Origin of the sequence: Leifsonia shinshuensis, assembly GCF_014217625.1 — a bacterium.
In the GTDB taxonomy this organism is placed as follows: domain Bacteria; phylum Actinomycetota; class Actinomycetes; order Actinomycetales; family Microbacteriaceae; genus Leifsonia; species Leifsonia shinshuensis_A.
On record NZ_CP043641.1, the window covers coordinates 3,642,897 to 3,655,243 of the forward strand.

Consider the following 12,347-nt stretch of genomic DNA (forward strand, 5'->3'; position numbering starts at 1 on the left):
GGTCCACGCATTGCGGTAGGCGGCCATCGACGAGAGATCACGCCGCTCGGGGAGCGGAAGATAGCGTCCCTGGCGAGTTGTCGTGCATCCTCGGACATGCCACCAATACGCCCGGACGCGCGGCACGCACTCGTGAGTGCCCTGGGGATGCCGGCCGATCAGTGTCGGGTTGAGACGTATCCGAATTGAATGCGTTTCCACGTCGGCCGGGCATCCCTTGGGTGAACACCACAGTACGGGTCACCGGGCCGTGTCCTCAATATGGAGGACAGAAACCGTCAACTCTTGACAGGTTCCGGAGCCGGGCGGAGTCCCGTGAAGCCCGCCAGCGAGCCCGATATGGCTCAATCGATCATCGAAGCGGCCGGATACACAGCCGTCACTGTCCTGACCAGGAGGGCTTGGACGAATCGGTACAAGTGCTAGCGACCTCCGATGGCCGGCAGGCGTTGATCTTCGTGCGAGGGGGAGTTCGACCGGTGGCGCAGCAACAGGCCGACGCCCTGGGCGTGGCGATCGTCTGGTACCACGCTGTTGACGCAACCCTGGCGGGCGCGAGTCGACCCGGTCTTGCGGTCGTGGCCTCAGGGCTGAGGACGGCCTAATCCAGGGTCCGAGTCAGTGGCGCAGGGAAGGCGAGGGAGCCTCGCTCGCGGTCGAAGCTCGCGTCGGGTCGGTGCGGGATGCTCGTGCGAGCTCACGACGGGCGGCGATCCGAGACTTCTCGAGCGTCTCTTCTCGGGGATGGCGCTGGGTTGACCTCCCTCGTCGGGTGGTTCCAGGCGCCCCTCCGTCGCAGGCGATACCTGTTCCACCAAGCCTCGCTATGGCTCCATAGCGGATGTGAATGCCGGAGGAGGTTCGCCGACGGCATCCGACGCTTATCGTGGCCGTACGAGCACTCGACCGTCATGCGAGACAGCTCACAGCAGGACCTGCCGGATCCTCCACACAGAGATCTTTCCGCACCCGACTCGTACCGGCCGGCCGCTGTTCACCCATCGCCAATGGAGACGAAATGACCCAAATCGCACTTCCCAAGAAGACGCCAGTCAAGGCCGCGATCGCCGGCTGGACGGGCACCATGCTCGAGTACTACGACTTCGCCGTTTACGGCACGTCGGCGGCGCTGGTGCTGAATGTCCTGTTCTTCTCGCCCGAGCTGCCCCAGGGAGTCAGCGTCCTGCTCGCCATGGTCACGTTTGCGGTGGGCTACTTCGTCCGGCCGCTCGGGTCTTTGATCCTCGGGCCGATGGGGGACCGTTTCGGCCGCAAGTTCGTGATGCTGGTCACGCTGTTCGGCATCGGCGGCTGCACCTTCCTGGTCGGCTGCCTTCCGACCTACTCCCAGGTCGGCGCTCTTGCTCCGATCCTGCTCATTCTTCTTCGCGTCATCCAGGGACTCTGCCTCTCCGGCGAACAGCCCAGCTCCATCACGATGAGCCTGGAGCACGCTCCCGAGAGCCGCCGGGGATTCCTCACCAGCTTCACGACCCTCGGCGCATCCTCCGGCACGCTTCTCACGCTCCTGGTCTTCATCCCGATCTCCGCCATGCCGTCGGAGCAGCTGCTGACCTGGGGATGGCGGCTCCCGTTCTGGTTCTCTGCCGTCGTCGTGGTCGTCGCCTACTTCATCCGTCGCCACTTGTCGGAGCCGCCGGCGTTCATCGAGACCCAGTCGGTCAAGGTCAACATCGCACCACTGCACCAGGCCGTCCGCTACCACTGGCGGGCGATCGTCCGGATCGTGTTCTGCGCGCTCGTGGCGGGCGTGAGCTACATGATGCAGACCTACTCGGTCGCCTTCGGCACGACCGGATACAAGCTGGACAAGCCCTCCTTCCTGCTGATGCAGGCGGTGGCGTCCATCGTGGCCCTCGCGATCACGCCGCTGTCCGGATTCCTGGTCGACAAGCTCGGTCGCAGGACGATGTTCCTCGCTGGAGCCATCGGCGCCGGTGTCACGATGGCGCCGTACCTCTGGTCTGTCACGACCGGCAACTGGGCGTTGATGTACCCGCTGGCCATCATCAACTACTCCCTCTTCTACTCGATGGTCAACGCAGCCTGGCCCTCGTTCTTCGCGGAGATGTTCCCCAGCCGGGTGCGCGTGTCCGGGCTTGCCATCGGCACCCAGATCGGCTTCGCCCTCTCCGGTGCTCTCGGCCCTGTCCTTTCGACGGCGTTGGCGGGTCCCGATCTCAGAGGGTGGGTCGGTCCGTCCGTGGTCGCTCTCGGCTTCATGCTCTGCGCAGTGATCTCGGCGCTCACCGCCAAGGAGACCCGCAAGTACACGCTGAAGGAGGTCGACGAGTTGCAGCAGACCGAGCGCGAGAAGGACGCGGTCACCGCGGCGACCGCGATCCCGACCCGCGCCGCCGCCGGGCTCGCTACGGACTAGTCGCCCAGGCGCGCATGTGCGCATCCGTCCGTCAGGGCGGCCGCGCGGTGTCCTCGACACCGTCGGCCGCCCTGCTGCTGTGAAGGAAGCAGCGCCGTCCCGTGGGCCACCGGGCCTTGCTATGAGTCCATAGCGGATGCGAATGCCGATCGGTGGTCGGAGCGTTCACGCGGCGCTTACCGTGGTTTACGAGCATTCGATCGACAGGAGTAGATGTGACGTTCGGCGACTATTCGACGGCCCTCGTGACGGGGGCGACCTCGGGGATCGGCGCCGCGCTCGTCGAGCGCTTCCGCGAGCACGGTCTCACCGTGCACGCAGTGGCGCGGAACGCAGAGCGGCTCGCGGAGCTCGAGGAGCGCACCGGCGCCGTCGGCCACGTGGCCGACCTGCGCGACACCGACGCCCTCGAAGCGACCCTCTCGGGGCTGGAGATCGACGTGCTCGCCAACGTCGGCGGCGTCTCCCGCAACGGGAACGTCCTGGACGCGACCCGCGACGACATCGACGACATGATCGAGGTGAACCTCGGGGCGGTGCTGCATCTCTCCCGACTCGTGCTGCCCGGGATGGTCGCGCGCGATCGAGGCCACGTCGTCACGATCAGCTCCATCGCCGGCCACTACAACTTCTTCGGCCACACCGCCTATCACGCCACGAAGGCCGCCATCCACCAGCTGTCCAGGCAGCTGCGGAACGACACCCTCGGCAAGCGGGTGCGCGTGACGGAGATCTCCCCAGGCCGTGTGGAGACGGAGATCTTCGCGCGCAACTCGGGCGGAACCCCCGAGGACATCGCGCAGGCGCACGCCACCTACTTCGAGGGCTACGAGTCGCTCACCACGGAGGACGTGGTGAACGCGATCGCGTTCGCGATCGACGCGCCGCGGCACGTGAACGTCGGCCTGATCGAGATCATGCCGACTTTCCAGGTGCCGGGAGGCCTGACCTTCGACCGCCGGACCGAGGACTGATCGACGGTGTCAACACGTCTGCGCGTCGCTGTCGCCGCGCCCCTGACGGACGAGCTCCACGCCCTCATCGAGGCCACCGAGCCGCGGATCGAGTTGGTGCGCGACGCCAGCCTGGTCGCGCCGATGCGGTGGGCTGCGGACTACTCCGGTGACCCGGACTTCCGGCGGACGCCTGAGCAGCAGCGGCGATTCGAGGTCCTGTTGGACTCCGCTGACGCCCTCTACGGCATCCCCGATGTCGACCCGGCCGCGTTGTCCCGGACGGTCGCGGCGAACGCGGGGCTGCGCTGGGTGCACACGATGGCAGCGGGCGGCGGCGGCCAGGTGAAGGCCGCCGGACTGTCGGCGGCGGACCTCGCGCGCGTGGCCTTCACGACGTCCGCTGGCGTCCACGGCGGCCCCCTGGCCGAGTTCGCCGTGTTCGGCGTGCTCGCGGGGGCGAAGGATCTGGCGCGGCTGATCGCGCAGCAGCGCGACCGCGAGTGGAGCGGGCGCTGGGAGATGCGCCAGGTTGCCGGCCAGACCATTCTCGTGCTCGGCCTCGGCGGGATCGGGGCGGTCGTCGCGCGACGGCTCAGCGACCTCGGTGCCACCGTACTGGGCGTCAGCCGCCGGGATGTGGAGGTCGACGGAGTCGACCGGATCGTGCGCCCAGACGACATCGTGGCGCATGCGCCGTCGCTGGACGCGGTGGTCAACACCCTCCCTGGTACCGACGCGACCCACCACCTCCTGGGCGCCGAGTTCTTCGCGGCGCTCACGGGCGGCGCGACGGTCGTGAACGTGGGCCGTGGGAACGTGGTCGATGAGACCGCGCTCGTGGAGGCGCTGAAGGCCGGCCGCGCCGGCTTCGCTGCCCTGGACGTCTTCGAGGTGGAGCCGCTGCCGGAGTCGAGCCCGCTGTGGTCGCGTTCCGATGTGCTGGTCAGCCCGCACACGGCTGCCCTGGACGCCGGGGAGGAACGCCGGATCGCCGAGCTGTTCGCGGACAACGCCGGCCGGCTTCTGGACGGGCGGCCGCTGCGCAACCGCGTCGACACCGTCGAGTTCTACTGACCTGCACCGTCACCTCTGGAGCGAAACATGACTTTCGACCTCACCGGCCGCACCGCCCTCGTCACCGGGTCGAGCCGGGGCATCGGCAACAGCATCGCGGACGGCCTCGCTGCCGCAGGTGCCACGATCGTGCTCAACGGCGTCGATCAGATCCGGCTCGACGCCGCCCGCGATGCCCTCGCCGCGAAGTACGGCCAGGCACGAGTCCTCGCGTCCGCGTTCGACATCACCGACGAGGCCGCGGTGGCGGCTTCCGTCGCCGCGATCGAGAAGTCGACCGGAGGCATCGACGTGCTGGTCAACAACGCGGGCATCCAGCATCGCGAGCCTCTGGTCGATGTGAGTCTGCAGGACTGGCGCCGGGTCATCGACATCGACGTCACGGGCGCGTTCCTCGTCGGCCGGACGGTCGCCCGCGCGATGCTGGCGCGCGGCGCAGGGAAGATCATCAACATCTGCTCGGTGCAGACCGACCTGGCGCGAGTCACCATCGGCCCCTACACGGCGGCGAAGGGCGCGCTGCGCAACCTGACCCGCGCGATGACGGCCGAATGGGCCGGTTCCGGGCTCCAGATCAACGCGATCGCCCCGGGCTACATCCACACCGAGATGACCCAGAAGCTGGTCGACGATCCGGAGTTCAACTCCTGGATCCTCGGCCGCACCCCGGCGAGACGGTGGGGGACGACCGCCGACCTCGCGGGACCCGCGGTGTTCTTCGCTTCGACTGCCTCGGACTACGTCAACGGACAGGTGCTGTTCGTCGATGGCGGCATGACGGTCGTCGTCTGATGGGCGATCCGGACACGACAGCACAGCTGTCGGCTGCACCGCTGGTCGTGATCATGGGAGTCTCCGGCTGCGGCAAGAGCACTGTGGGGGCGGCACTCGCGCAGCGGCTGGGTGTGCACTTCATCGACGGCGACGACCTGCACCCGGCGGCAAACGTCGCCAAGATGGCGGGCGGGATCCCGCTCGAGGACGCCGACCGCTGGCCGTGGCTGGCCGACATCGGCCGCACCCTCAGCGACCACACCGACCGTGGCCTCGTGATCGCGTGCTCGGCGCTCAAACGCATCTACCGCGACGTCATCCGCTGGGAGGCGCCGCGTACCGTCTTCGTCCACGCGCAGGGCGACCGCGACCTCATCCATGAGCGAATGGCGGCGCGGGCCGATCACTACATGCCGGCCACCCTGCTGGACAGCCAGCTGCGCATCCTGGAGCCGCTGGCCGACGACGAGCGCGGGATCGTGCTCGACATCGAGCGGCCGGTCGACGAATTGGTCGAATCCGTCGTTCTCACCATCGAATCCTCAGAAAGGTCGTCATGGGCGACAGCAGTCATCAGTTAGCCAATATCGGGGTCGTCGGTCTGGCTGTGATGGGGTCGAATCTGGCCCGTAACCTCGCTTCGCGCGAGGGCAACACCGTCGCCGTCTTCAACCGGACCTACGCACGCACCGAGGAGTTGGTGGACGCGCATCCGGAGGCCGGGTTCGTCTCCTCGGAGCAGATCGACGAGTTCGTCGCCTCGCTCTCCAAGCCGCGGACCGCGATCATCATGGTGCAGGCCGGCCGCGGCACGGATGCGGTGATCGACCAGCTGGTGGAGCGGTTCGAGCCGGGCGACATCATCGTCGACGGTGGCAACGCGAACTTCCACGACACCATCGAGCGTGAGAAGCGGATCGCGCCGACCGGCATCCACTTCGTCGGCGCGGGCATCTCCGGCGGCGAGGAGGGCGCGCTGAACGGTCCCTCGATCATGCCGGGCGGTTCGGCGGAGTCGTACGAGACCCTGGGGCCGATCCTGGCGTCGATCGCCGCGGTCGCGGAGGGTGAGCCCTGTGTCACCCATGTCGGCACCGACGGCGCCGGTCACTTCGTGAAGATGATCCACAACGGCATCGAGTACGCCGACATGCAGCTCATCGCCGAGGCGTACGACCTGCTCCGCACCGTCGGGGGCCTGGAGCCGGCGCAGATCGCGGATGTGTTCGCGGAGTGGAACACGGGTTACCTGGAGTCGTATCTGATCGAGATCACCGCCGAGGTGCTGCGCCAGGTGGACGCGGAGACCGGCAAGCCGTTCGTGGACATCGTCCTGGACCAGGCCGGCTCGAAGGGCACCGGTGTCTGGACGGTGCAGAACGCGCTCGACCTGGGCATCCCGGTCGGCGGCATCGCCGAGGCCGTCTTCGCCCGCGCCGTCTCCTCCAAGCCCGCCCAGCGCGCGGCCGTGCAGGCGACCATCACCTCCCGTCCCGAGGTGCAGAAGGCCGCGGACGTGGCCGCGTTCGCCGACGACGTGTCGAAGGCGCTGTACGCGTCCAAGGTCGTCGCGTACGCGCAGGGCTTCGACGCGATCATCGCGGGGGCTGAGAAGTACGGCTGGAACATCAACAAGGACAAGATCGCCAAGATCTGGCGCGGCGGCTGCATCATCCGCGCCCAGTTCCTGAACCGGATCGCCGACGCCTACGACGAGAACCCCGACATCGCCACCCTGCTGGAGGCGCCCTACTTCGCCGACGCCGTCCGCGAGGGCGAGGCCGCCTGGCGCCGCATCGTCGCCACCGCCGCGCTCTCCGGCGTCCCGGTCCCCGGCTTCGGCTCGGCGCTGTCGTACTACGACTCGCTGGCCTCCACCCACCTCCCGGCCGCGCTCGTGCAGGGCCAGCGCGACTTCTTCGGCGCGCACACCTACAAGCGCGTCGACAAGGACGGCGTCTTCCACACGCTGTGGTCAGGCGACCGCAGCGAGATCGAAACCGAAGGCTCCGGCCACTGATGACGAAGGAGCCCTCGCATGGACGGCAGCCCCGGCCTCGACCCGCGTGAGGTTTCTGCCACGACCCTCGCGGTCGGCGTCCACTCCCGCATCGAAGAGGGCGCCGCATTCGTCGTCCTCCGCGGGCGGGCGATGATCGAGTCAGAAGACCAGGACGCGGTCGTCTTCGTCCGGCGCGGGTCGATCTGTCGCCTCCCGTCGGCTTCGATGACGCGCTGGGCGGTGTCCGAGACGATCGAGTACCTTCCGGTCACGGAAGCCTCCTTCGTGTTCAAGCAGCACGCCGACGAGCCCACGGGCACATCGGCAGGAGACGGCCGAGTTCGCTCCATCCGTCCCTTCCGGCCGCGCAGGCACGTGTCCTGATGCTGCTCGACGCGGTTCCGCTATCCCGTCATAGCGAACGGCGATGCTCGGAAGCCCCCGCGGGGAAGCCATCGGTTCTAGCGTGAATTGTGGAGAGGGGAATCATGATCGAGCTGCAGGACCGGCCGCGAATCGTGCGCGCGACATCGTACATCGTCGCCCTCGGCGGTACGGCGTCCGGCGTGAATGTCGGAAACGAGCCGGGCGTGGGGAGGACGGTCACAGCGCCGCCCGGACGTCAGCCGGTGCCGGCAGGACCGTTCGCGGTTCTGCGCGGTTCAGCTGTCGTCGAGTTCGACGGCGACGACTCCCTTGTGTATCTGCGGTCCGGGATGGTGTGCGACTTCGCGCCCGGGTCGGGCGCCAGCTGGGTGGTCGCAGAGCCGCTGACAGTGCAGGAAGTGACCCGCTGCCCGTGGAGCGAAGCCGGCGAGACGGAAACGGGTCTCGCCGCATGAACGTCGACAGGAACCGACAAGAAGATCGCCCGGTCGCTCTCGTCACGGGTGCCACGGGTGGTATCGGCGGGGCCATCGCGCGAGCCCTCGCACTGGACCACACGGTCATTGCCGTCGGTCGCGACATCCCCTCTCTGCAGTCCCTCGGCGAGGTCGACAACATCCGCGCCACGCTCGCCGACCTTCTCGACCTGGATTCAATGGCCCGGCTGATCCGCTCGCTCGACCGCCTCGACGTTCTCGTGCACTCCGCCGCGATGAGCTCGCGCTTCACGGTCGAGGACGCCGACGCGGCCGAATGGCGGCGCCAGCTCGAGCTCAACGTCGTGGTCCCCGGGGAGGTCACCCGGTTCGCGCTGCCGTTGCTGCGGGAGTCGACGGGGCAGGTGATCTTCATCAACTCGGGGGCGGGCTTGCGTTCGTACGGCGGTCACACCCTCTACTCCGCGACGAAGCACGCGCTCAAGGCGATGGCCGACGGGCTCCGTGCCGAGGAGCTGGACCGCCGGGTGCGTGTCGCATCGGTCTTCCCGGGACCGACCGAGACGGCGATGCTGGCCGGCGACCTCCGCAAGGCGGGTCGCCCGTTCGAGACGGGCGCGTACATCGACCCCGAGTCGATCGCGCGGACCGTCCGCACGATCGTCGACCTCGGATCGGACGCACAGCTGGTGGACGTGTCGGTCCGGCCGCGGAGGGAATGAGCGCCTAGGCCGCGTCGGCGAGCGACCGCGCGAGGACGCCTCGGAGGTGCTCCCGCATCGCCGTCTCCGACGCGACCGGGTCGTGCGCGCCGATGGCCACCGCGATGGCGGCGTGCTCCGCCAGCGCCTCCTGGGCGTCCGAGACGCCGTAGCGGAAGGATTGGCGGGCCCGCTGCGATTGGGCGTCGAGGCGCTGGGCCAGCGCGTGCAGGTGCATGTTGCCGCTGGCGGCGAAGATCGTGTCGTGGAAGGCGTGGTCGAGCCGGAGGTACGCGCGCACGGCGGCCGTGTGCTCGGCCTCGTCCGCGGACTCCACCGCGCGTGCGGCGGCGGTCTGCTCCTCGATCAGCCGGCGCAGAGTGGCGATCGCGTCGTCGTCGGCCGCCGTCGCGGCGCGGGCGGCGGCGGCCGTCTCCAGCACGGTGCGTGCGTCCATGAGCTCGACGATGTCCTCGGGGGTGAGCCGGGGTGCCACGCTGTAGCCCTTGTTCGCGACGTAGCTGACCAGGCCGGTGGACTCGAGCTGGACCAGCGCTTCGCGGACAGGTGTAGGGGAGACGTCCAGGAGCCTCGAGACGGACTCCACACGCAGCGGGGATCCCTCGTCGATGCGGTTCTCGATCAGCAGCTCCAGCAGAGCGTCATAGACCTCCTCCCTCAGTCCCGCGCGGCGGACGCGTCGGGACAGGGCGAGGTCTTCGAGCTGCATCTATATATATTATCGAGCGTCAGGCGCTCACCGCCCGCGGCCGCACGGCGTGACGCGGCTGGCGGCCCTGGCTGATGTTGACGACCGCCTCGCGGAGGCTTGCCGACACCGACGCGGTGAAATCGTCCGTCCAGCACAGCGAGTGCGGCGCCAGCACGACGTTCGGAAGCCCGGTGAGCGGGCTGTCCTGCGGCAGGGGCTCCTGCTCGAAGACGTCCAGTCCCGCGCCCGCGATGCGATGGGTGCGGAGTGCGTCGATCAGCGCGGCCTCGTCGACCACGCTGCCGCGCGCGATGTTGATGAGGAACGCGCTCGGCTTCATGAGCCCGAGCTCGCGTTCTCCGATCAGCCCGTGCGTTCCGGGAGCCGCTGCGACGGTGACGACGACATAATCCGACACGGCGAGCAGCTCGTCGAGCGGGAGCATCGTGATTCCGAGATCGCCGGCCTCCGCCGTCTTGGGCGAACGGTTGTACGCCGCGACGGTGATGCCGAGCGCGCGCAGCAGTCGCGCGGTCTCGAGCCCGATGCTGCCGAGGCCGACGATTCCGACGGTGCGACCCTGGAGGCCTTGCCCTCGCCAGTCGGAGCGCTCGTTCCAGCGCCCGGTGCGCACCAGCTCGTCCTTGATGAGGAGGTTGTGCGCCAGCGCGAACAGCAGCGTCAGGGCGGTGTCGGCCATCGGACGGCGGACCGCCTCCGGAGTGTTGGTCACCGTGATCCCGGCGGCCGCGCACGCGTCGATGTCCACGGCGTCGTACCCGACTCCGAACCGGGCCACATGGCGCAACCGTCCTCCCGCGGGGATGGACTCCGCGTCGAAGCGCTCGCCCCCGAGCACGAGCACGGCGTCGAAGCCGTCGAGCTCGTGTGCGTCAATGCGGGAGGACGGGGCCGCGAGGGTCTGCCATTCGATCCCCGCCTCCGTCAGCCGGTCGAGGCCGATGTCGCCGAAGATGGTGGTGCCGTCGGGCTCGGCGAACGCGCGGGTGACTGCGACGCGATAGGGCATGGTGGTCCTCCTGGACGTGGTGGTGAACGGTGCCCGGCCCGGGTCAGGGCGAGTCGGGGTGCTGCTTGACGACGACCTCGCGGAGCACCTCGACGACCGCTTCGGCGGCGGCCGAGAGCGGGTGGTGATCGGGGGTCGCGAGCGCCAGCGTCAGAGTCATGGTGGGCTCGACGATGCGGCGGATCGAGAACTGGTCGCGCGGGAAGGTGGCCTCGGCGACCGCGCGGGGCAGGACGGTGACGCCGAGGCCGAGCTGGATGGCATCGTTGAGCGGCCGGCTGTGGTCCATCTCGATCACGACGTCGAGCTCGATCCCGGCCTGGTTGAAGTTCTGCTCGAGCAGCTTGCGCATGGTGTGCGTGCGGTTGGGGAGCATGAATTCGAGGGAGCCGAGCGAGTGCAGCGGCACCTCGTCGTCGGTCGCGCCGGGCAGCTCCAGCCAGAGCGGCGCGACCAGGCAGAGCTCGTCCACGGCGAACCGCTCGAAGCGCACTCCGCGGACGAGCCCGGGGTCGTAGATGATCGCGGCGTCGACCTGCCCCATCTTGAGCGCTTGGCTGTGGATGACGGTCAGTGACTCGACCACGCGGGTGACGATCCGGGGATAGCGGGAGCGGATCGTCTGCAGGATCGGGACGACGAGCGTGGAGGCGAGGCTGTAGGCGGCGAGCCCGATCGTCACCGCTCCTGCCGGGCTGGAGGCCTCGCTGTTGATCTCGTCGCGGGCGGACTCCTCGAGACGCAGGATGCCTTGAGCGTAGCGGTAGAGGGAACGCCCCGCGGCGGTCGGAACCACGCCCTTGCGGCTGCGGATCAGCAGCTGCTGGCCGAATTCGTTCTCGAGGGCCGAGACGTGCTGGCTCAGCGCCGGCTGGGCGATGTGAAGGATCTCGGCGGCACGCGTGATCGTGCCGCAATCCACGATTGTGACGTAGTAGGCGAGTCTCCGGGTGTCCATCTTGAAAGTCGATCGTACTCAGGAATCCATAAGCCCGAGCTATACCTCCATTCGATCTGCGTATTAGCGGTGGGCCGAGTCCTGCGGGTTAGCTGGAAACCGAAGCAACAGCAGGAAAGGTGCATTCACATGGCCACGACGATCGATCTCCTCGCGGATCTCGGTGAGAGCTTCGGCGCTTACACGATGGGCAATGACGAGGAGCTGCTGCGCATCGTCACCTCGGCCAACGTCGCGTGCGGTTTCCACGCCGGCGACCCGCAGGTGATGGATCAGACCGTCCGGGAATGTGTCGAGCGCGGAGTGGCCGTCGGCGCACATCCCAGCTTCCCCGACCTCGTCGGGTTCGGACGACGCGCGATGGACCTCACCGAGGAGCAGGTGCGCACGGACACCCTCTATCAGCTGGGCGCTCTCTCGGCCTTCGCCTCCGCGCACGGCACCTCCGTCACGCACCTCTGCCCGCACGGCCGGCTGGGCAACCTCGTCATCACGCGCCCGGACTACGCACGCGCGATCGTCGACGCCGTCGCGCTGTTCGACCCGTCGATCATCGTCGTGACCCAGCCGGGCGAGGTGGAGAAGGCAGCCGCCGAGCGCGGCGTCCGGATCGCGATGGTCGCCGCCATCGACCGCAGCTACGAGGAGGACGGCACGCTGACGCCGCGCAGCCTCCCGGGCGCCGTGCTCCACGACGTCGACGAGATCGTCGCGCGCACCCTCCGCATGGTCCACGAGGGGACGATCGTCACTCGCGCGGGCACCGTTATCCCGGTGGAGCTGGACTCGATCCTGCTGCACGGCGACGGCGACCACGCGCTCGAGCTCGCGCACCGGGTACGCTCCGAGCTCGTCGCCTCCGGGGTCGAGCTGGCGCCGTTCAAGGATGCCCTCGCGAGCAGAGCGGCCTGACGC

Annotated in this window: 13 protein-coding genes; 10 read left to right on the forward strand and 3 right to left on the reverse strand. The window is 68.6% G+C overall.

All coding sequences use genetic code 11. From position 1 onward, the window contains the following. The first annotated feature begins 1,018 nt into the window (after nucleotides 1-1,018). The 9 genes from F1C12_RS17655 to F1C12_RS17695 all read left to right on the forward strand — a co-directional run bounded on the left by F1C12_RS17655 (nucleotide 1,019) and on the right by F1C12_RS17695 (nucleotide 8,753). Complete coding sequence (locus tag F1C12_RS17655; protein WP_185276185.1) at nucleotides 1,019-2,401, forward strand: MFS transporter; 1,383 nt, start codon at nucleotides 1,019-1,021, stop codon at nucleotides 2,399-2,401. 215 nt (nucleotides 2,402-2,616) lie between these two features. Beyond that, nucleotides 2,617-3,375, forward strand: a complete 759-nt coding sequence (locus F1C12_RS17660) for an SDR family oxidoreductase (protein WP_185276186.1) — start codon at nucleotides 2,617-2,619, stop codon at nucleotides 3,373-3,375. Between the two features lie 6 nt (nucleotides 3,376-3,381). Then, entirely contained in the window at nucleotides 3,382-4,431 is a 1,050-nt protein-coding gene (locus F1C12_RS17665) for a D-2-hydroxyacid dehydrogenase (RefSeq protein WP_185276187.1), read from the forward strand. 27 nt (nucleotides 4,432-4,458) lie between these two features. Beyond that, nucleotides 4,459-5,223, forward strand: a complete 765-nt coding sequence (locus tag F1C12_RS17670; protein ID WP_185276188.1) for an SDR family oxidoreductase — start codon at nucleotides 4,459-4,461, stop codon at nucleotides 5,221-5,223. Next, entirely contained in the window at nucleotides 5,223-5,786 is a 564-nt protein-coding gene (locus F1C12_RS17675) for a gluconokinase (RefSeq protein ID WP_258045969.1), read from the forward strand. The genes F1C12_RS17670 and F1C12_RS17675 overlap by 1 nt, the downstream gene beginning before the upstream one ends. Further along, complete coding sequence (gene gndA, locus F1C12_RS17680) at nucleotides 5,762-7,225, forward strand: NADP-dependent phosphogluconate dehydrogenase (RefSeq protein ID WP_185276189.1); 1,464 nt, start codon at nucleotides 5,762-5,764, stop codon at nucleotides 7,223-7,225. The genes F1C12_RS17675 and gndA overlap by 25 nt, the downstream gene beginning before the upstream one ends. Before the next feature lie 18 nt (nucleotides 7,226-7,243). Beyond that, entirely contained in the window at nucleotides 7,244-7,591 is a 348-nt protein-coding gene (locus F1C12_RS17685; RefSeq protein WP_185276190.1) for a hypothetical protein, read from the forward strand. A 104-nt stretch (nucleotides 7,592-7,695) separates the two neighbouring features. Beyond that, a complete protein-coding gene (locus F1C12_RS17690; protein ID WP_185276191.1) occupies nucleotides 7,696-8,049 on the forward strand; it encodes a hypothetical protein in 354 nt (117 codons plus the stop codon). Next, a complete protein-coding gene (locus F1C12_RS17695) occupies nucleotides 8,046-8,753 on the forward strand; it encodes an SDR family oxidoreductase (protein ID WP_185276192.1) in 708 nt (235 codons plus the stop codon). Before F1C12_RS17690 ends, F1C12_RS17695 begins: the two co-directional genes overlap by 4 nt. A gap of 4 nt (nucleotides 8,754-8,757) precedes the next feature. On the opposite strand, the gene F1C12_RS17700 is transcribed toward F1C12_RS17695, so the two are convergent. Genes F1C12_RS17700 through F1C12_RS17710 form a run of 3 tightly spaced genes read right to left on the reverse strand, consistent with a single transcriptional unit; the run spans nucleotide 8,758 to nucleotide 11,432 of the window. Continuing rightward, on the reverse strand, nucleotides 8,758-9,462 hold the full coding sequence (locus tag F1C12_RS17700) for a GntR family transcriptional regulator (RefSeq protein ID WP_185276193.1): 705 nt from the start codon (nucleotides 9,460-9,462) through the stop codon (nucleotides 8,758-8,760). Between the two features lie 19 nt (nucleotides 9,463-9,481). Then, entirely contained in the window at nucleotides 9,482-10,474 is a 993-nt protein-coding gene (locus F1C12_RS17705; protein ID WP_185276194.1) for a 2-hydroxyacid dehydrogenase, read from the reverse strand. A 43-nt stretch (nucleotides 10,475-10,517) separates the two neighbouring features. Continuing rightward, nucleotides 10,518-11,432 carry a LysR substrate-binding domain-containing protein gene (locus F1C12_RS17710; RefSeq protein WP_185276195.1) on the reverse strand — a complete coding sequence of 305 codons (915 nt, stop codon included), beginning with the start codon at nucleotides 11,430-11,432 and terminating at the stop codon, nucleotides 10,518-10,520. A gap of 129 nt (nucleotides 11,433-11,561) precedes the next feature. On the opposite strand from F1C12_RS17710, the gene F1C12_RS17715 reads away from it, so the two are divergent. Next, complete coding sequence (locus F1C12_RS17715) at nucleotides 11,562-12,344, forward strand: LamB/YcsF family protein (RefSeq protein ID WP_185276196.1); 783 nt, start codon at nucleotides 11,562-11,564, stop codon at nucleotides 12,342-12,344. Nucleotides 12,345-12,347: the final 3 nt, after the last annotated feature.